Here is a 19,950-nt window from a genome sequence, read left to right as displayed (position 1 = left end):
ATGAGCAAAAACATCTTTACTTGTCGCGCACGGTGAGGGCCGGGGCGTTTCGACCCCGAGTTGGGAGGGCGGCGCGCAGCGCGATTTCAGAGAATGTGTGCAGATTGGCCGGGGTGAGATGGCCGGGTGACGCAGTTGGTCAGGCCGACCCGCAGCGCGAGTTTCAGGCTGCGCGGGAAGGTAGCGGATCCGCCCGAGGCTCGCAGGGTCAGGGCGTGGCACGGACCGGCTCGCCCCTGCCCGCCTTTGACCGGGTCATTTGCGGGACCGGAGAACCAATCCGACGCAGAAAACGGCCAATTTCGCGGCACGTCCTTCAGGTTGTTGCGTTGCCACCTGCGCCGCGGATTAACCGGACTTTGCGGCGCAGCATTTAAGAGGGCGGCGGGAAACCTTCCCCAAGCTGGCAAGTCGGCCCTCTTGGCACTCTGCGGCACCGGTCGCGCGGCAGGTCTGTGCGCAAGAAGGCCTCCTCCAAAGCCCCCTCGCCCACCGACCAAATGCCCCGCCAGCCCCTCGCCCGATCCCGTCCCACGGGTCTTTCCCGCCCCGACTTCTCCCGCCATCTGGACAGAACCCGCGTGGCAGAGTAATTCGGAGCCATGGAAGCAAAGCGCGTCACCGATACCTATTTCGTCAGCCCGCAGATCGGCGTGGAGGATGTCTCCGCCATCGCCGAAGCCGGCTTCACCCGGGTCATCTGCAACCGGCCCGATGCCGAGGTGCCGCCGAGTCACCAGGCGGATGCCATCGGCGACGCGGTGCGCGCGGCGGGGCTCGAGTTCGAGGTGCTGCCGCTGACCCATCAGACCATGACGCCCGAGAACATCGCCCAGCAGGAAGCGCTGGTCGAAGGCGCGGGCGGCAAGGTGCTGGCATATTGCGCCTCGGGCACGCGCTGCAGCGTGGTCTGGGCGCTCTCCAAGGCCGGGCAGATGCCGGTCGAGGAGATCCTGCGCCAGACCGCCCAGGCGGGCTACGACCTGAGCGGACTGCGCCCGACCCTCGACGCGGTGGCCGCCCAGCGCGGGTGAGCCTCGGCTGCGTGCTGGTGCCCTGGCCCACCGTGGCCCGTCTTGTCCTCACAGAGTGAGACTGCGCGACGCCTGAGCCTTTGCAGGCTCGGGCCGAGATCACCGTGGCACCGCCCCCTGTCCCCTTCAAACCTAAGCCGCGCCATCTCCAAATCTGCTTCCCTTAGGCTCGAAACCCCGCCTGGGGACGCTGCAATCAATGGCCGGGGCACCGCCCCAAGCCCCCTCCGCCTTCCTTAGACGACCCCCGCCTTACTCCGCCGCCGCCAGCGCCGCGCCGCGGGGCAGCATCACGCGGAAGGCCGCGCCGCCCTCGCCCGGCATATAGGCGATGGTGCCGCCCAGCCGCTCCAGCACCTGTCGGCAGATCGCCAGCCCCAGCCCCGCCCCGCCGGCCTTCTGGTCGGAGATCCGCGAGAACTTCTCGAAGATCACGTCGCGGGCCTCGCGCGGGATGCCGTGGCCGTTGTCGATGAAGTCGATCGCCAGGCTCTCGCCCAGGTCCTGCACGCGGATCGTCAGCCGCGGCCGCGCCGCCTCGCAGTATTTCTGCGCGTTGGAGATGAGGTTGATGAAGACCTGCGCCAGCCGGTCGAGGTCGGTGGTGATGGCGTGGTCCTCGGTGGCGCGGTTGCGGCGGATCTCCAAGGCGCCCTTGCCCTCGCCCGCCGCCGCCGAGGCCACCGCCCGGTCGAGCACCTCGGAGAGCCGCCCCTCGCGCAGGTTCAGATGCACGCGGCCGTTCTCCATCACCGAGAGGTCGAGGATGTCGTCGAGAAGCCGGGTCAGCCGGATCGCCTCGTCGTGGATGATCGAGGCGAACTTCGACTGCTCGGCCTCGGAGAGCCCGCCCGAGTCGCGCAGGATCTCCGAGAAGGCCCGGATCGAGGCCATGGGCGTGCGCAGCTCGTGGCTGATCTGGCTCAGGAAGCTGTCCTTCTGCACCGAGAGCCGCGTGAGCTTGTCGTTGGCCTCGCGCAGCTGCCGCGCGGTGCGGGAGAGCTCGGCCGACTGGGTCTCGAGCCGGGCGGAATATTCCATCAGCTGCGCGGATTCGTCGGCCACCGCCATGAGGTCCTGCACCGAGACCGAGGTGCCGCCGACGATCTGGCCGATCATCGCATGGGCCGTCGCCGCCCCGACCGAACCCGCGAGCTCGCGCTCCAGCGTCTCGAGGAAGTCGGGCCGGGGCTCGGGCAGATCGCCCCGCCCGCCCTGGGCGCGGGCCTCGCGGGCGAAAAGCGCGATGGCCTCCTGCGGGCCCAGGATGCGCTGCGCCATGATCAGCAGGTCCTCGGTCTGGGCCACGCCCGAGGCCCAGCTGCGCGGGCCACCGGAATGCTGGAAGATATTCACGAACTGCGCGCCCTGCAGCCGCTCCACCGGGCTCGGGAAGCTCAGGACCGAGCCGCCGAAGAAAGCCAGCGAGTTGAGCGAGAGCGACCACAGGAGCGCATGCAGCATCGGGTCGATGCCGCCGATCCCGAAAAGCGCCTGCGGGCGCAGCCAGGAGAGCCCCGCCGGCCCCTCGGCCATGAGCGCCTCGGAGAAGATCGGCAGCCCGATCGAGGGCAGGAAGAAGGTGTAGAGCCAGATCACCGAGCCGGTCACCAGCCCCGCGATGGCCCCGGTGCGGGTCGCGCCGCGCCAGAAGATGCCCCCGATCATCGAGGGCAGCACCTGCACCACGCCCACGAAGGAGATGATGCCGATCGCCGCCAGCGCCGCGCCGCCGCCCGAGACGGAGTAATAGACGTAACCCAGGAGCACGATGGAGACGATCGAGACCCGCCGCGCGGTCAGCACCACGTTGCGCACGTCGCCCGAGATCGAGGCTCGCCCGCCGGTCAGCCGCAGCCAGAGCGGCATGACAATGTGGTTCGACACCATGGTCGAAAGCGCGATGGCCGCGACGATCACCATGGAGGTCGCCGAGGAGAAGCCGCCGAGGAAGGAGAGGACCGCCACGCCCTCGGCCCCCTGGCTGAGCGGCAGGGTCAGCACGAAGAGGTCGGGGTTCGAGCCCTCGGGCAGCAGGTCCAGCCCGATCACCGCGATCGGCATGACGAAGACCGACATGGCCAGGAGATAGGCCGGGAAGGCCCAGCTCGCGGTGCGCAGGTGGTCCTCGTCGGCGGCCTCGACCACCAGCACCTGGAACATCCGCGGCAGGCAGAGGAAGGCCGCGCCCGACAGGAAGATCAGCCCCGCCCAGCGCCCGCCGTCGATCTGCCACTGGCCGAGCTCGGAGGCTTCGATCCGCGCCAGCGTCTCGGGCACCCCGCCCGAGAGCCCCCAGACCACGAAGATGCCCACGGTCATCAGCGCGAAAAGCTTGACCACCGCCTCGAGCGCGATGGCCATGACCACGCCGTGGTGGCGCTCGTTGGCGTCGAGGTTGCGGGTGCCGAAGATCACCGTGAAAAGCGCAAGCCCCAGCGCTACCCAGAAGGCCGTCGGGCTGTTGCTGGCCCGCGCCTCGGCGCCGGCGCCCGCGGTGGTCGAGGCTCCGAAGACCTCGAAGGAGACGGTCACCGACTGCAGCTGCAGCGCGATATAGGGCGTTGCGGCGACGACCGAGAGAAGCGTCACCAGCACCGCCAGCAGGTTCGACTTGCCGAAGCGCGAGGAGATCAGGTCGGCGACCGAGGTGATGCGCTGCGAGCGGCCGATCCGCACCAGCTTGCGCAGGAGCCACCACCAGCCGAACATCACGATGCTGGGCCCGAGGTAGATCGCCACGAACTCGAGCCCGCTCCGCACCGCCGAGCCGACCGCGCCGTAGAAGGTCCAGGCCGTGGCATAGATCGACAGCGAGAGCGTGTAGACGAGCGGCGACCGCAGCCAGCGCCCGCGCCCGAGCCGCGCCAGCCGGTCGGCGGTGAAGGCCACCGCAAACAGCAGCACCACATAGGCCAGGCAGATCGCGACGAGCCCGTTGAAGGAGATCATTCCAGACCGCGCTCGGCTTCGGCGGCGTCGCGCAGGGTCAGCCGCCGCGACAAGAGCGCCCCGGCCACGATCAGCAGGATCCAGACCGTGAAGACATAGACCAGCGCGCTGCCCATGAGCGGCGCCTCTTCGCCCGAGCGCGGCCAGAGCAGCGGCACCAGCCAGGCGAAGATGCCGATCACCGGCAGAAGCCGCGCCGCGTCCTGCAGCCGCCGCCGCCGATAGGTCTGCCGTTCGAGGAAGAAGGCCGGCGGCCGGGCCCGGGGATCGGGCGGCTGGCTCATGCCGCGGGCACCATGGCGCGCACCGCCTCGAGCACCTCGGTGTTGGAGAAGGGCTTGGTCATGAAGCGGTCGGCACCGGCGCGCAGCGCCAGCTCGCGGTCCTTGTCCTGGCCCCGCGCGGTCAGCATCAGCACCGGCAGGCCCGAGAGCGCGTCGTCGTTGCGGATCTCCTGCAGGACGTCGTAGCCGCTTTTGCCCGGCAGCATGACGTCGAGGATCACCACATCCGGCGCCTCGCGGCGGATGCGGTCGACCGCGTCGCGGCCCGAGACATGGGATGTGACCTGCCAGCCGTCCCGCGACAGGATGAAGCTGATCGCCTCGATGATGTTGGGCTCATCCTCGATCAGCAGCAGTCGTTTGGACATGCAAGGCGGCCTCCCCTCCCCCTGTGCACCTTCTGGGTCGGCCCGTCCCCGCGGGCCGTGACGTTTTTATGAAGAAGCCGCGCGCCCCTGTCAAAAGCCTGTGTCGCGCTCGGCGGCGAGGATCGTCGGCTCGCGGCGGCCGGGGCAATCGCGGCGCGGGCAGATCCGGCAGTTCACGCCGACGGGCTGCGGCGCGGGGGCCTGGCCGTCCTCCTCGGGGCCGTCGGGCAGGACCAGCATCACCGCCTCGTAAAGCGGCGGGCGGTCGAGGCGCGGCGGCTCGGCGGGTTCGGCCACGGCAAAGGCGCGCACGGTGCGGGGCGGCCGCCCCGGCTGTTCGAGCCGCGCACTGAGCGGCACGCCGGGGCGGTTCAGCGCGGCGTAAAGCGGCCAGAGCGGGCAGCCCGCCCCGAAGCGCGGCAGCGGGAAATCGGCGATCGGCTGGCGCGCGGTCAGCACCCCCGAGGCGTCGCAGATCACCAGCCCCGGGCGCGCGCCTTCGGCCTCGGGCATGGCCGCGAGCCGACGCATCACCCGCCCGATGGGCTGGCCGAGCCGTGCCGCCAGCGCCACCGGATCGGGGCCGAGCGCGTCGCGCGCGGCGGCCAGCGCGTCCGCAGGCAGCGCCGCGATGTCCGCCGCCGCCCGCGCCAGATGCGCCGTCAAAAGCCCCGCCGCCGCCTCCGAGGCGCCCTCGGAGAGCCGCGCGGCCAAGGCCTCGGGCGTCTCCTCTCCGGCCTCGAGGCTCGGGAAGGCATAGCCCTCGCCGCCAAGGATCGCGTCGAGCTCCTCCTGCGGGGCGGTGGCCTGCTGGGACTTCGGCTCGTCGCCGGCCTCGAGATAGGCCACGAGCGCCCGCGAGGTCTCGGCCAGAAGCCCGCTGTCCTCGTAGATGTTGCGGTGAAAGCGGCCCTGCCACTCGGGCGAGATTTCCCCCGGCTCGGCCAGGATCGAGGCCGCCGAGCGGATCGCCGTCACCCGGCTCAGCATCTCGTGCAGCGAGGCGGCGAGCTGGGGGTCATGGGTCAGCCGGTCCGACAGCGTCTCCACCGCGCGTTCGAGCGTGCCGACCCGGCGCTCCTTGGCGGCCAGAAGCCCGGCCCAGCCGGGGAAGCGCCCGGCGAACTCGTCGACCCGGTCGAGCTCGGCCTCGCCCGCGCCCGCCTCCCCGGAGGAGGCCGCCTCGCGCAGGCTCTGCACCAGCGTCGCGCCTGCGCCTTCGGTCAGAAGCGCGGGTTCCACGTCGAGAAGCCGCGCGATCTCGACCAGGAGCTTGCCGCCGATTCTGCGGCGGTTGTGCTCGATCAGGTTGAGGTAGCTCGCCGAGATGTCGGCGGCCCGCGCCAGCTCGGCCTGCTTGAGCCCCGCGATGATCCGCCGCTCGCGGATCCGGCTCCCGGTCAACGTGTCCCGCGCCATGTGATAACCCCCTTGCGTGCAAGGCCTTTCTGCGCCGCAACATAAAGCAATTTACAGTTTACAATAGTGTTCTGTTAGGTCTTTCACAAAAAAACTGTTTGCCACAAGGCAGTTGTTGATCGGTTTTCGAACATACCCGCATAATCGCTTTGCACGTGATCCGTGCCTTTGCGGCGGGCTTGAGGAGGCCCTCCCGCAAAATCCATCAAGGGAGGATGTTTATGTCCAAGTATAACGTGACACGCCGCGGCGTGCTGAGAACCGGCGCCGGTGCAGCGGCCGGCCTGACCCTGCCGACCTATCTTCGCGCCGCCGCGCATTCGGGCTTCACCAATGCGCCCACCGGCGACACGGTCACCCTCGGCTTCAACGTGCCGCAGTCCGGCCCCTATGCCGACGAGGGCGCCGACGAGCTGCGCGCCTACCAGCTCGCGGTCGAGCACCTGAACGGCGAAGGCGACGGCGGGATGCTGCAGACCTTCTCGAGCCAGGCGCTCGAGGGCACCGGCATCCTCGGCAAGAAGGTCGAATACGTCACCGGCGACACCCAGACCAAGTCCGACGCCGCCCGCGCCTCCGCCCGCTCGATGATCGAGAAGGACGGCGCGGTGATGATCACCGGCGGCTCCTCCTCGGGCGTCGCGGTGGCCGTGCAGGCGCTCTGCCAGGAGGCGGGCGTGATCTTCATGGCCGGCCTGACCCACTCCAACGACACCACCGGCAAGGACCGCAAGGCCAACGGCTTCCGGCACTTCTTCAACTCCTACATGTCCGGGGCCGCGCTGGCGCCGATCCTCGTCGACCAGTACGGCGCGGACCGCAAGGCCTACCACCTGACCGCGGACTACAACTGGGGCTACACCACCGAAGAGGCCATGGCCTCCTCGACCGAGGCCCTGGGCTGGGAGACCGTGAACTCGGTCAAAACCCCGCTGACCCAGACCGACTTCTCGTCCTATATCGCGCCGGTCCTGAACTCGGGCGCGGATATCCTCGTGCTGAACCACTACGGCGGCAACATGGTGAACTCGCTCACCAACGCCGTGCAGTTCGGCCTGCGCGAGGCCCAGGCCAACGGCAAGCAGTTCGAGATCGTGGTGCCGCTCTACTCCGAGCTCATGGCCCGCGGCGCCGGCCAGAACATCGCCGGCATCCTCGGCTCGCAGAACTGGGACTGGAAACTCGAGAACCAGCTGGGCGAGCGCTACAAGGGCACCAATGCCTTCGTGAAGTCCTTCGGCGAGAAGTACGGCTTCCCGCCCTCCCAGGCGGCGCATACCTGCTACGTGCAGACGCTGCTTTACGCCGATGCGGTCACCCGCGCGGGCTCGTTCCAGCCCTGCGCCGTGGTCGAGGCGCTGGAAGGCTTCGAGTTCGACGGCCTGGGCAACGGCCCGACGCTCTACCGCGCCGAGGACCACCAGTGCTTCAAGGACGTCGTCGTGGTGCGCGGCAAGGAGAACCCGGAGAACGAGTTCGACCTGGTGGAGATCGTCGAGGTCACCCCGACCGAACAGGTCACCTATGCGCCCGACCACCCGCAGTTCTCGGGCGGTGCGCTCGGGTCCTGCAACAACGGCGCGTGATCGCCGGGTCCTGACGCCCAGCGCGTGAGACCCAGAGCCCGGGGGCGGTGCGGCCGCCCCCGGCCATCCGACCGCAGGGGCGCGGTCGCTTCCGACCTCAGAGAATCCATACGGGGGGCCTTCCAGCCATGGATCAGTTCATCGTCCAAGTCCTCAACGGGCTCGACAAGGGATCGGCCTATGCGCTGATCGCGCTCGGCCTGACCCTGATCTTCGGCACGCTCGGCGTGGTGAATTTCGCCCATGGGGCGCTCTTCATGCTGGGCGCCTTCTGCGCGGTGATCTTCTCGCGGCTGATCAGCCTGAGCCACGAGATCGTGGACGAGACGCGGACCGACTTCCTCGGCAATCCGATGACCGTCGACGTGCCCTACATGCACGACATCTTCGGCCCCGAGCTCGGCGCCTCGATCATCGACTGGGCGGTGCCGCTGGCGATCCTCTTCTCGATCCCGGTCATGGTGGGCGTCGGCTTCGCCATGGAGCGCGGCCTGATCAAGCATTTCTACAAGCGCCCGCATGCCGACCAGATCCTGGTGACCTTCGGCCTCGCCATCGTGCTGCAGGAGATCATCAAGGCCTTCTTCGGCGCCAACCCGATCCAGACCCCCGCCCCCGAGGCCTTCACCGGCAGCTTCGATTTCGGCGTCTGGCTGGGCTACGACCCGCTGACCATCATGTATCCCTATTGGCGGCTGGTGTATTTCTTCTTCGCCGCCGTGGTCATCGGCGCGGTCTTCGCCTTCCTGCAGTTTACCACCTTCGGCATGGTGGTCCGCGCCGGCATGGCCGACCGCGAGACCGTCGGCCTGCTGGGCATCGACATCGACAAGCGCTTCACGCTGATGTTCGCCATGGCCGCCTGCGTGGCGGGGCTCGCGGGGGTGATGTATGCGCCCATTGTCGCGCCGAACTACCACATGGGCATGGACTTCCTGGTCCTGAGCTTCGTCGTGGTGGTGGTCGGCGGCATGGGCTCGCTGCCCGGGGCGGTCTTTGCGGGGTTCCTCCTGGGCATCCTCGAGAGCTTCGCCTCCATGCCCGCCGTGGTCGACCTGCTGCCCGGCATCAACCAGATCGTCATCTACCTCGTCGCGATCATCATTCTGCTGACCCGTCCGCGTGGCCTCATGGGCCGCAAGGGCGTGATGGAGGAGTAAGTCCATGCTCGGTATCAAAGGTAAGGACCTGTCGGTCTTCCTGCTCGTGGCGATGCTGGCCCTGCTGGCGCCCTTCCTGCTGAACCCCTTCCCGGTCGACAGCGCCATGGCGCAGTTCAACGCGGGCTATCCCGACCTGATGCAGCGCTTCGTGATCTTCGGGATCTTCGCGATCGGCTTCAACATCCTCTTCGGGCTCACCGGCTACCTGTCCTTCGGCCATGCGGCCTTCCTGGGCGTCGGCTCCTACGCGGCGATCTGGATGATGAAGCTGGTGTCGCTGAACATCATCCCGGGCATCATCATGGCGATCATCTTCGCCGCGCTCTTCTCGGTGGTGGTGGGTTACATCTCGCTGCGCCGCTCGGGCATCTACTTCTCGATCCTGACGCTGGCCTTCGCGCAGATGTCCTACGCGCTGGCCTATTCGGTGCTGACCCCGATCACCGGCGGCGAGACCGGGCTGCAGATCAAGCCGGGCGACGACCCGCTCCTGTCCAACCTCGCCGAGGGCGAGATCGGCCGGGCCAACCTCTTCGGGCTCGAGATGGGCGACAGCGCGATCCTGCGCGCCGGCGGCTGGGAGTTCACCATGAACGTCGGCTACTACGTCTGCGCGCTGGTGATGCTGGTGGCCTTCTACCTCGCGATCCGCATCTTCCGCTCGCCCTTCGGCATGATGCTGCGGGCGGTGAAGTCGAACCAGCAGCGGATGAACTACACCGGCCTCAACTCGCGCCCCTACACCCTGGCGGCCTTCGTGATCTCGGGGATGTACGCGGGCCTCGCGGGCGGGCTCATGGTGGCCATGGACACCCAGGTCGGCCCCGAGCGGATGTTCTGGACCGCCTCGGGCGAGGTGGTGCTGATGACCATCCTCGGCGGCGCCGGCACGCTGATCGGCCCGGTGCTCGGCGCGGGCTTCATCAAGTACATGGAAAACATCGTCTCGAAGATCAATTCGACCGTACTGCACGAATGGTTCGCCTTCCTGCCCGACGGGATGGAGGATTTCCTCGTGACCATCTTCTACCCCTTCGTGGGCAAGGGCTGGCACCTGACGCTGGGCCTGATGTTCATGGCGGTGGTGATCTTCCTGCCCGGCGGCCTCGTCGAGGGCGGCCAGCGGATCGCCTCGATCTTCCGGCGCGGCAAGAAGTCCGGCGCCGGGGACGAGAGCGCCAAGCAAGAAACCCCCGCGGAATAAGGAGCGCGATCCATGGGTATCCTCGAAGTCAAGGATGTGAACAAGCGCTTCGGCGGGCTCCAGGCGCTGGGTGACGTGAACCTCTCGGTGGCCGAGAACACGGTGCATGCGATCATCGGGCCGAACGGCGCGGGCAAGTCGACGCTGCTCAACTGCCTCGTCGGCAAGCTGATCCCCGACACCGGCTCGGTGATGTTCGCCGGCCAGTCGGTCCTCGGCCGCAAGCCCTACGAGATCAACCAGATGGGCATCAGCCGGGTGTTCCAGACGCCCGAGATCTTCGGCGACCTCTCGGTTCTCGAGAACATGATGATCCCGGTCCTGGCCAAGCGTGACGGCGCCTTCAAGCTGCGCGCGATCGAGAACGTCCAGGACGAGGGCGAGCTTCTGGCCGAGGCCGAGCAGATGCTCGACGAGGTCAAGATGCTCGACAAGCGGCACATGCATGCCGCCTCCATGTCGCGCGGCGACAAGCGCCGGCTGGAGATGGCCATGTGCCTGATCCAGCGGCCGAAGCTTTTGCTGCTGGACGAGCCGACTGCGGGCATGGCGCGGGCCGACACCAACAACACCATCGCCCTGCTGAAGGAGATCAAGGAGAAGCGCGACATCACCATGTGCATCATCGAGCACGACATGCATGTGGTCTTCTCGCTGGCCGACCGGATCACCGTGCTGGCCCAGGGCACGCCCCTGGTCGAGGACACGCCCGAGCGGATCAAGGGCCATCCGAAGGTGAAGGAAGCCTACCTGGGCGAAGCGGCCTGATGGGCCCGCGCCCCGCGCAGCCCTCAGCGCCGGCGCATTGAGCAAAGGATACAGCGATGAACGAGCGTCCCGATTTTTCCCGCAACGCCAACCGGGCCGAAACCTCTCCCGCCTTCCTCTCGGTCTGGGACATGCATGCCTATTACGGCGAGAGCTACATCGTGCAGGGGATTTCCTTCAACGTGCACGAAGGCGAGATCCTGGCCCTCCTGGGCCGCAACGGCGCCGGCAAGACCACCACGCTGCGCTCCATCGCGCGGCTCGACAACCCGCAGGTGCACCGCGGCGAGATCTGGCTCGACCACCAGCCGCTGCACAAGATGCGCGCCCATGAGGCCAGCCAGTGCGGCCTGGGGCTTGTCCCCGAGGACCGCCGCATCATCCCCGGCCTCACCGTCGAGGAGAACCTGCAGCTGGCGCAGATCCAGCCGCCGATCGGCTGGTCGCTCGACCGGCTCTACGAGCCCTTCCCCCGCCTCGGCGAGCGCCGCCGCCAGGAGGGCGTGACGCTCTCGGGCGGGGAACAGCAGATGCTCTCGATCGCCCGGGCGCTCGCCCGCGACATCAAGGTTCTTCTGCTCGATGAACCCTACGAGGGCCTCGCCCCGGTGATCGTCGACGAGATCGAGAAGACCCTGCGCCACGTCAAGGACCAGGGCATGACGACGATCCTGGTGGAACAGAACGCCGTGCGCGCTCTGCAGCTTGCGGATCGCGCAATCATCCTCGACACCGGCTCCGTCGTCTACGACGGTACCGCCGCGGAGGTGCTCGAGAACGAGGAGCTCCGGCACGAATATCTCGCGATCTGAGCCCCACTCGGGTCGCGGCACAGCGTGAACGAAGGTCGGGGCTGCTGGCCCCCGGCCTTTTTCCTATCACGCACCCGGGGGCCGCAGGGCCGGGGTCCGTCCCGCCGCCCGGGTGCAGCAAGACGAGGAGGAGACCACAGATGACCGACGCCAAGACCTATCCCCCGCAGGAGGAACTGGTGGCCAAGGCGCATGTCGACGCAGAGCGCTACGAGGAGATGTATGCCCGCTCCGTCGCCGAGCCCGAGGCCTTCTGGGCCGAGGAGGCCCGGCGCCTCGACTGGGTCACCACGCCGACCAAGATCAAGAACGTGAACTTCCAGCACGGCGCGGTCTCGATCAAATGGTTCGAGGACGGCGAGCTGAACGTCGCCTACAACTGCATCGACCGCCATCTCGAGACCCGCGCCGATCAGACCGCGATCATCTGGGAGCCGGACGAGCCGGGCGAGGACGCCCAGCACATCACCTACCGCGAGCTGCATGAACAGACCTGCCGCATGGCCAATGTCCTCAAGGACCAGGGCATCGGCCGCGGCGACCGGGTGGTGATCTACCTGCCGATGATCCCCGAGGCGGCCTATGCGATGCTCGCCTGCGCGCGGATCGGCGCGATCCATTCGGTGGTCTTCGCGGGCTTCTCGCCCGATGCGCTGGGGCAGCGCGTCAACGGCTGCCAGGCCAAGGCGGTGATCACCGCCGACGAGGGCCCGCGCGGCGGCAAGAAGACCCCGCTCAAGGCCAATGCCGACAAGGCCCTGGCGCAATGCGACGCCAGCGTGAAATGCCTCGTGGTGCGCCGCACCAATGGCGACGTGGCCTGGGACGAGGCCCGCGACGTGGACGCCAGCGCGGCGATGCAGGCGGCCTCGGCGGATTGCCCGCCCGAGACGATGAACGCCGAGGATCCGCTCTTCATCCTTTATACCTCGGGCTCCACCGGGCAGCCCAAGGGCGTGGTGCATAGCTCGGGCGGCTATCTCGCCTTCGCCGCGCTCACCCATGAGATCACTTTCGATTACCACGACGGCGAGGTCTATTGGTGCACCGCCGACGTGGGCTGGGTGACCGGCCACAGCTACATCATCTACGGGCCGCTCGCGAACGGCGCGACCACGCTGATGTTCGAGGGCGTGCCGACCTATCCCGACGCCTCGCGCTTCTGGCAGGTCTGCGAGAAGCACCAGGTGGCGCAGTTCTACACCGCGCCGACCGCGATCCGGGCGCTGATGGGCCAGGGCGAGGATTTCGTGACGAAATGCGACCTTTCCTCGGTGCGGATCCTCGGCACCGTGGGCGAGCCGATCAACCCCGAGGCCTGGGACTGGTATCACCGCGTCGTCGGCGGCGGCCGCTGCCCGATCGTCGACACCTGGTGGCAGACCGAGACCGGCGGCCACCTGATGACCCCCCTGCCCGGCGCCCATGCCACCAAGCCGGGCGCCGCGATGAAGCCCTTCTTCGGCATCCGTCCGGTGGTGCTCGAGCCCGAATCGGGCAAGGAGGTCGAGGGCAATCCCGCCGAGGGCGTCCTGGCCATCGCCGACAGCTGGCCCGGCCAGATGCGCACCGTCTGGGGCGATCACGAGCGCTTCGAGAACACCTACTTCCAGCAGTACAAGGGCTATTACTTCTCAGGCGACGGCTGCCGCCGGGACGCCGACGGCGACTACTGGATCACCGGCCGGGTGGACGACGTGATCAATGTCTCCGGCCACCGCATGGGCACCGCCGAGGTCGAATCGGCGCTGGTGGCCCATGACAAGGTCGCCGAGGCCGCGGTGGTGGGCTATCCCCACGACGTGAAGGGCCAGGGCATCTATTGCTACGTGACCCTGATGAAGGGCGAGGCGCCCTCGGAGGATCTGCGCAAGGAGCTGCGCAACTGGGTACGCCAGGAGATCGGCCCGATCGCCTCGCCGGACCTGATCCAATGGGCCCCGGGCCTGCCGAAGACCCGCTCGGGCAAGATCATGCGCCGGATCCTGCGCAAGATCGCCGAGAACGACTACGGCGCGCTCGGCGACACCTCGACGCTGGCCGAGCCCGAGGTGGTGGACGACCTGATCGAGAACCGGATGAACCGGTGACGGCGGGGGGGCTGCGGCCCCCTGCGCTTCTGTGTGGTGTGTGCGGCACCCGGCCTTTAGGGCCGGGTGTTTTTTTGGGGGGGGGCATAGTGCGCTGCGTTTTGAACTTGGTGGGTCGCGCAACGAGTGTGGACGGCTAGGGGTAGGGCGCACTGCGGGAGGCCGCTTGCTGAGCAATCGAGACGCGAAGACCTCACACGCCAACACCCGTCGGAACAGACGGCGCGCGCCGGACCGGGGGCCGGCGCTGCTGCCCTCCGAGCTGCGCACTTTATCCCGACAAGGTCAGGACTAGGGGATAGCTATGCGCGCCACCCAAAGGAGCGCCGGCCCATGGGGCCGGTCCGGCGCGCGCCCGGCACCTTCGGTGCTGTTCGGGCGCAAGGAGGTGCGCGGGGTGAAGAGGCTGGGGTGGAGGTCGGAAGGGCAGCGAAGAGGCGCCAGAGATAGAGAAACCCGCATTTTCTTCACTCCAAAACCCACCGCAACCACCGCCAAAACCCGGCACCCCCTCACCCCTCCCGCCACATTTTCGACGCATTCATTAACCCGAATTTAACCTCGCACCCCAATCTAACCGTTAGACCTTCGGGCTTCTGTCCCTTTGCAAGGCCTGTGTATCGCGTATCCATCCGGAGGCTTGGTCATGATGGTTCTGGCACGGCTGTCCTATTTTGCAGGTTTCGCCCCGGCGCCGCTCGCAGCGGCGCAGGCGCCGGTCGAGCCCCTGCGCTCGCCCGAAAGACCAACCGCCAGCGCCGAGACCGAGACGCGGAGCGGCGGGGACACGCGGCGGCAGGCGCCGGTGCCGCTGCGCGCAGGGCAACCCGATCCGGTCGACCTCATGCTGAACCCCGACGACAACGTGGCGCCGCCTTCGATCCTGCAGCTCCGGATCGCGGCGTTGCTGAACGCGCAGACCGAGAGCGCGCAGTCCGACAAGGCGGAGGAGGACAAGGCGCGGACCGCCGAGGCGCAGGCGGCCCCGGCCCCGGAGAAGACGGCACGGCCCGCCGAGACGCCTGCGCGCCCAGGCCCAAGCACCTCGAAGCCCACCACGGAGCAAGATGCCTCGGTGGTCCAGCTCCTGTCGCAACCGGTGCGCGCCGCGGATCCCTACGCGGCCCCGCCGCTCTGAGCGGCCGCACAACAAAACCCGGAACCGCAGATGCGCGCAGCGTGGCGCAGAAGCCCGCGCGGCTTCGCGCGCGCTCCCGACCGGTGCCTGCCGCCGATCCCAATCCGCCCCCCGCCGTTCAAAGCCCGCGTCGCGTGCTGACCAAGCTGACCCAAGCGCCCCCGAAGCTCACCACCGGCCGAGCCGCACTTCGCCACCCTCTGCCCAACCGCCGCACCTCGCCCCCTGTGCCCAACCGCTTCACCGATCCAACGCGCCGCCCCCCCCGCGCCCCCGTGATCGCCCCCGCCTTCCCGCTTGCCCCCGCCGCCCGCGCGTTCTAACTGCGCCCAGCAATCGAGCCCGGGCCCATTAGGTATGCCGCGTCGCTTTTCACTCGCCCGCGCTTGGCCTATAAGCGACCCGACGTAACAGGACAGACTGCCGCAGGCGGCAGGCGCATTCGTTGAGGACGGTATGAGCAAGAACACCCATGAGTCCGACGTTGCCTTCATCCAGGCACTGGCGGAACTGCTGCGCGAGAACGATCTGACCGAACTGCAGGTCAAGCGCGAATATGCCGACAATGACAGTCTCAATGTCCGCGTGAGCCGCGCCCAGCCGCAGGCCGCGCCGGCACAGGTCCAGGTGCCCGCCGCACCCCAGGCCGCCCCCGCGGCCCCGGCGCAAGGTCAAAGCGCCCCGGCCCCGGCCCCCGAGATGCCCGAGGATCCCGCTGCCCATCCCGGCGCGGTGCTCTCGCCCATGGTCGGCACGGTCTACCTGCAGCCCGAGCCCGGCTCCCCCGCCTTCATCAAGGTCGGCAGCCAGGTCAACGAGGGCGACACGCTGATCATCGTCGAGGCGATGAAGACGATGAACCACATCCCCGCCCCGGCCTCGGGCACCGTCAAGCGCATCCTCGTCGAGGATGGCGCGCCCGTGGAATACGGCGCCCCGCTCGTCATCGTCGAGTGAGGCCGCGCATGTTCGACAAGATCCTGATCGCCAACCGCGGGGAAATCGCGCTCCGCGTGGTGCGCGCCTGCCGCGAGATGGGCATCGCCTCGGTCGCGGTGCATTCCACCGCCGATGCCGACGCCATGCATGTGCGCATGGCCGATGAGACCATCTGCATCGGCCCGGCCTCCTCGACCGACAGCTACCTCTCCTTCCCGGCGATCATCTCGGCCTGCGAGGTGACCGGCGCCCAGGCGATCCACCCGGGCTACGGCTTTCTCTCGGAGAACGCCCGTTTCGTGCAGATCGTCGAGGACCACGGGCTGACCTTCATCGGTCCGCGCGCCGAGCACATCCGCATCATGGGCGACAAGATCACCGCCAAGGACACCATGAAGGAGCTCGGCGTGCCTTGCGTACCCGGCTCCGAAGGCGGCGTGCCCGACCTCGAGACCGCCCGCAAGATCGGCGAAGAGATCGGCTACCCGGTGATCATCAAGGCCACCGCCGGCGGCGGCGGCCGCGGCATGAAGGTGGCCAATTCCGCCGCCGAGATGGAACGCGCCTTCCAGACCGCGCGCTCCGAGGGCAAGGCCGCCTTCGGCAACGACGAGGTCTATATCGAGAAATACCTCACCACGCCGCGCCACATCGAGATCCAGGTCTTCGGCGACGGCAAGGGCCAGGCGGTCCACCTGGGCGAGCGCGACTGCTCGCTGCAGCGCCGCCACCAGAAGGTGCTCGAAGAGGCCCCCGGCCCGATCATCTCCGAGGAAGAGCGCGCGCGGATCGGCAAGGTCTGCGCCGATGCGGTCGCCAAGATCAACTACGCCGGCGCCGGCACCATCGAGTTCCTCTACGAGAACGGCGAGTTCTACTTCATCGAGATGAACACCCGCCTGCAGGTCGAACACCCGGTGACCGAGGCGATCTTCGGCGTCGACCTGGTGCGCGAACAGATCCGCGTCGCCGCCGGGATGCCGCTGTCCTTCGGCCAGGACGACCTGACGATCAACGGCCATGCCATCGAGGCCCGGATCAACGCCGAGAAACTGCCGAACTTCGCGCCCTCGCCGGGCAAGATCACCCAGTATCACGCGCCGGGCGGCCTCGGCGTGCGGATGGATAGCGCGCTTTATGAGGGCTACAAGATCCCGCCCTATTACGACAGCCTGATCGGCAAGCTGATCGTGCATGGCCGCGACCGCGCCGAGGCGCTTGCCCGGCTCGACCGGGCCCTGGGCGAGCTGATCGTGGATGGCGTCGATTCGACCATCCCGCTCTTCCGGATGCTGCTCGAGAACGAGGACGTGCGGAGCGGGGACTACAACATCCACTGGCTGGAGCACTGGCTCGAGGCCACCTTCGGAGACAAGTGAGCGTCTCGCCCGAGCTGATCCTGCAGGCCTATCGGGTCGGCGTCTTCCCGATGGCCGAAAGCCGGGACGACCCGGAGATTTTCTGGGTCGACCCGAAGTTCCGCGGGGTGATCCCGCTCGACGGCTTCCACGTCTCGAGGAGCCTCGCCCGGACGCTCCGGCAGGACCGCTTCCAGGTCAGCCTGAACCGCGATTTCGCGGGCGTGATGCGCGGCTGCGCAGACCGCGAGGAAACCTGGATCAACGACGAGATCCTGCGCGTCTATTCGGCGCTGAATGCCGCCGGTGAGGCGCATAGCCTCGAGGTCTGGGAGGAGGGCGCGCTGGTCGGCGGGGTCTACGGCGTCTCCGTCGGCGCGGCCTTCTGCGGCGAGAGCATGTTCTCGCGCCGCCGCGACGCCTCCAAGGTGGCGCTGGCCTGGCTGGTGGATCACCTGACGCGGGCGGGCTACCGGCTCTTCGACACCCAGTTCCTGACCCATCACCTGGCCTCGCTCGGCGCCGAGGAGATCAGCCGCACGGCCTACCAGGCCCGGCTGAAGGCGGCGCTGAAGGAGGAAGGCCGGTTCTCCGAGACCCCGCTCGCGGCGTCGGGCCGCGAGGTGGTCGCGCGGTTGACCGGGCGGGGGTAGGTCGGGGGAGACGCCGACCGTGCGACCACCACGATCAAATCAGAGCGCACAAGAGCAATCTGGCTGGAACTGAGCACGCCAGTGCGAACAGCTGTTCAGCGGACCTCACACCGTGTCCACGCCCACCACCCTCTCAACCATCACCGACAGAGGGCGCGCGCCGGACCGGGGGCCGGCGCTGCTGACCTCTGAGCGAGGCGCTTAATCCCAGCAAGGTCAGGACTAAAGGCGAACTAGGCACGCCACCCACAAGAGCGCCGGCCCAAGGGGCCGGTCCGGCGCGCGCCCGGCACCTTCGGTGCTGTTCGGGCGCAAGAAGTGAGGGCTTGAATGGAGTGCGTTTGCGCAACTGTCTGCGTGGATTCCCTGGCGCCGAGGCCAACACCCTCTCAACCAGCATCTACAGAGGGAACACGGCACCCGCCCCTCAGGACGTCGCGCAGCGCAGCACCCAGACGTCGTAGCGGGCGTGGTCCATCGGGTTGATCGTCGGCGCCGAGGCGATCATCCAGCCGGCGAAGACCGGCTGCTCCTCGTCGACCTCGCGCACGATCACATAGGCATAAGCGTCGCGCGCGGGGTCGCCCGCGGGATAGCGGCATTCGGCCACCGCCACCTCGATCCGGCCGGTGCGCATGGCCTGGCGGCTCGGCACGTTCAGATCCTCGGTGGTGCCGTTCAGCTTGTCGAGCGTGCGCAGCACCGCGCCGCTGCCGCTGACCACGGCAGGACCGGCATCGACCTCGGGCAGCGGGCGCGGCGCCGCATCGGGGTCGGCGCCCTCGAGCCCCTCCGCCGCCCCCTCGGGGCGCGGCTGCGGGGTAATGATCGTGGTGTCCTGCGCCAGTCCGGGCAGCGCCGCGGCTCCCAGCGCCAGCGTCAGGACGGCGGACCTGAGCGCCCGGCTCACTCGGGGCTCCAGGCCTCGTAGTCCGAGCGTTCCGCCGGATCGGCCTGGCGGATCGAGCCCTTGGGCGCATAGGCCAGGGCCGTGCCCGTCAGGTTCTCGATATGCGGCTTTTCCCAGGACTTGTGGGGCAGCGGGCGTTCGGTCGGCGGCTCCTTGAAGGTGTGGTGCAGCCAGCCGTGCCAGTCGGGGTCGACGCGGGTCGCCTCGGCCTCGCCGTTGAAGATGACCCAGCGGCGCTTGCCGTCGCGGGTCTGGTAGAAGACGTTGCCCTGCTGGTCCTCGCCCACCTTCTGGCCGTGGCGCCAGGTCCAGAACTGGGTGTTGAGGGTCTGACCGTTCCACCACGTCACGGCCCGCAGAAGGGTTTGCAGAATCCCCATCGAGGAACCTCCGGATGCTGTCGCGCCCGGGTATGCACCATTGCCCGCGCGGCGTCCAGAGACCCCGGTGCCGCAGGCGGCCCGGGGCGCGGCAAAACCTCCCCACCGGGGAAAAATTCCGCCTTAACCCCCGCGGTGCCAGCTTGGGCGCGGGGGGCAGGCTCTGCTAGGCTTGACCCCGACAAGGAGGCCGCCGAGCAGCGCCATGAAAGACATCGCCATCGCCGCCACCTGCCACGGGGTGCAGGTGCCGCAGTCGCCCTTCCTGACCGAGACGCGCATCCAGCGGATCGCCGCCGCCCGCTACGAGGGCGACGAGATCCGCGGCGCGCTTGCCGTCGTGCGCCCCGGCGACCGGGTGATCGAACTGGGCGCGGGGCTGGGGCTCGTCGGGGCGGTGACCGCGCTCAACCGCGCGCCAGCGCGCATCCTGGCCTTCGAGCCGAACCCCGAGCTGCAGGAGCATATCCGCGGGCTCTATGCGCTCAACGGGCTCGAGCATCGGCTCGAATTGCGCCAGGCGGTGGTCGACGCGGGCCCCGACCGCCCCGAGACCCGGACTTTCCACATCCATGCCTCCTACCTCGGCTCCTCTCTGATCGCGCCCGAGGCGCGGCGCTCGCGCCCGGTCGAGGTGCCGACACAAAGCTGGGCGGCGCTGCGCGAGGCCGAGGCGCCGACGGTGCTTCTCTGCGACATCGAGGGGGGCGAGCTCGATTTCCTGCGCGCCGCCGATCTGACCGGCCTGCGCGCCCTGGTGATCGAGTTCCACCCCGGCGTCTACGGCCGCGAGGGCATGCGCGAATGCAAGCGCATCCTGACCCGCGCGGGCTTTGCCAAACACGAGGAGGTCTCGACCCGGCTGGTCTGGACCGCGATCCGGGAGGGCTGA

18 protein-coding genes are annotated in these 19,950 nt (G+C 68.5%); 12 read left to right on the top strand and 6 right to left on the bottom strand.

Annotated features, from left to right (window positions below):
* Window positions 1-602: 602 nt before the first annotated feature.
* Window positions 603-1,034, top strand: coding sequence for a protein tyrosine phosphatase family protein (locus tag ACX938_RS13440; RefSeq protein WP_232755097.1), 432 nt, complete (start codon window positions 603-605; stop codon window positions 1,032-1,034).
* 252 nt (window positions 1,035-1,286) lie between these two features.
* Here ACX938_RS13440 and ACX938_RS13435 read toward each other — a convergent pair whose 3' ends face one another.
* The 4 genes from ACX938_RS13435 to ACX938_RS13420 form a co-directional block, all read right to left on the bottom strand.
* Window positions 1,287-3,986, bottom strand: a complete 2,700-nt coding sequence (locus tag ACX938_RS13435; RefSeq protein WP_459431428.1) for an ATP-binding protein — start codon at window positions 3,984-3,986, stop codon at window positions 1,287-1,289.
* Complete coding sequence (locus ACX938_RS13430) at window positions 3,983-4,270, bottom strand: hypothetical protein (protein WP_232755095.1); 288 nt, start codon at window positions 4,268-4,270, stop codon at window positions 3,983-3,985. Before ACX938_RS13430 ends, ACX938_RS13435 begins: the two co-directional genes overlap by 4 nt.
* The gene (locus ACX938_RS13425; protein ID WP_232755094.1) at window positions 4,267-4,638 is read right to left on the bottom strand and encodes a response regulator transcription factor; all 372 of its coding nucleotides are present in this window, start codon (window positions 4,636-4,638) and stop codon (window positions 4,267-4,269) included. The genes ACX938_RS13430 and ACX938_RS13425 overlap by 4 nt, the downstream gene beginning before the upstream one ends.
* 90 nt (window positions 4,639-4,728) lie before the next feature.
* On the bottom strand, window positions 4,729-6,057 hold the full coding sequence (locus ACX938_RS13420) for a helix-turn-helix domain-containing protein (protein ID WP_459431427.1): 1,329 nt from the start codon (window positions 6,055-6,057) through the stop codon (window positions 4,729-4,731).
* 221 nt (window positions 6,058-6,278) lie between these two features.
* Here ACX938_RS13420 and ACX938_RS13415 point away from each other — a divergent pair, with 221 nt between their 5' ends.
* From ACX938_RS13415 to aat, 10 genes are all read left to right on the top strand, one after another.
* Window positions 6,279-7,643: a substrate-binding protein gene (locus ACX938_RS13415; RefSeq protein ID WP_459431426.1), complete on the top strand. Its 1,365-nt coding sequence runs from the start codon at window positions 6,279-6,281 to the stop codon at window positions 7,641-7,643.
* Between the two features lie 128 nt (window positions 7,644-7,771).
* Window positions 7,772-8,803 carry a branched-chain amino acid ABC transporter permease gene (locus tag ACX938_RS13410; RefSeq protein WP_459431425.1) on the top strand — a complete coding sequence of 344 codons (1,032 nt, stop codon included), beginning with the start codon at window positions 7,772-7,774 and terminating at the stop codon, window positions 8,801-8,803.
* Between the two features lie 4 nt (window positions 8,804-8,807).
* Entirely contained in the window at window positions 8,808-10,010 is a 1,203-nt protein-coding gene (locus tag ACX938_RS13405; RefSeq protein ID WP_232755090.1) for a branched-chain amino acid ABC transporter permease, read from the top strand.
* Window positions 10,011-10,022: 12 nt separating this feature from the next.
* Entirely contained in the window at window positions 10,023-10,778 is a 756-nt protein-coding gene (locus ACX938_RS13400; RefSeq protein WP_232755089.1) for an ABC transporter ATP-binding protein, read from the top strand.
* A 56-nt stretch (window positions 10,779-10,834) separates the two neighbouring features.
* A complete protein-coding gene (locus tag ACX938_RS13395) occupies window positions 10,835-11,590 on the top strand; it encodes an ABC transporter ATP-binding protein (protein ID WP_459431424.1) in 756 nt (251 codons plus the stop codon).
* Between the two features lie 140 nt (window positions 11,591-11,730).
* On the top strand, window positions 11,731-13,680 hold the full coding sequence (gene acs / locus ACX938_RS13390; protein WP_459431423.1) for an acetate--CoA ligase: 1,950 nt from the start codon (window positions 11,731-11,733) through the stop codon (window positions 13,678-13,680).
* 646 nt (window positions 13,681-14,326) lie between these two features.
* A complete protein-coding gene (locus ACX938_RS13385) occupies window positions 14,327-14,818 on the top strand; it encodes a hypothetical protein (RefSeq protein WP_459431422.1) in 492 nt (163 codons plus the stop codon).
* Window positions 14,819-15,274: 456 nt separating this feature from the next.
* The gene (accB, locus tag ACX938_RS13380; RefSeq protein WP_232755085.1) at window positions 15,275-15,775 is read left to right on the top strand and encodes an acetyl-CoA carboxylase biotin carboxyl carrier protein; all 501 of its coding nucleotides are present in this window, start codon (window positions 15,275-15,277) and stop codon (window positions 15,773-15,775) included.
* Between the two features lie 8 nt (window positions 15,776-15,783).
* Complete coding sequence (gene accC, locus ACX938_RS13375) at window positions 15,784-17,136, top strand: acetyl-CoA carboxylase biotin carboxylase subunit (RefSeq protein ID WP_459431421.1); 1,353 nt, start codon at window positions 15,784-15,786, stop codon at window positions 17,134-17,136.
* Window positions 17,133-17,768, top strand: a complete 636-nt coding sequence (aat, locus tag ACX938_RS13370) for a leucyl/phenylalanyl-tRNA--protein transferase (RefSeq protein WP_459431420.1) — start codon at window positions 17,133-17,135, stop codon at window positions 17,766-17,768. The genes accC and aat overlap by 4 nt, the downstream gene beginning before the upstream one ends.
* A gap of 427 nt (window positions 17,769-18,195) precedes the next feature.
* Here the strand turns inward: aat and ACX938_RS13365 are convergent, their stop codons facing one another.
* The gene (locus tag ACX938_RS13365; RefSeq protein ID WP_459431419.1) at window positions 18,196-18,678 is read right to left on the bottom strand and encodes a DUF2155 domain-containing protein; all 483 of its coding nucleotides are present in this window, start codon (window positions 18,676-18,678) and stop codon (window positions 18,196-18,198) included.
* Window positions 18,675-19,058, bottom strand: coding sequence for an NADH:ubiquinone oxidoreductase subunit NDUFA12 (locus ACX938_RS13360; RefSeq protein WP_232755081.1), 384 nt, complete (start codon window positions 19,056-19,058; stop codon window positions 18,675-18,677). Before ACX938_RS13360 ends, ACX938_RS13365 begins: the two co-directional genes overlap by 4 nt.
* A 205-nt stretch (window positions 19,059-19,263) precedes the next feature.
* Here ACX938_RS13360 and ACX938_RS13355 point away from each other — a divergent pair, with 205 nt between their 5' ends.
* Window positions 19,264-19,950, top strand: coding sequence for an FkbM family methyltransferase (locus ACX938_RS13355; protein ID WP_232755080.1), 687 nt, complete (start codon window positions 19,264-19,266; stop codon window positions 19,948-19,950).

The sequence above is a fragment of the Roseivivax sp. genome (genome assembly GCF_054552075.1).
Note: the sequence above shows the minus strand (reverse complement) of the source record. Positions and strands in the feature narration are given on the sequence as shown.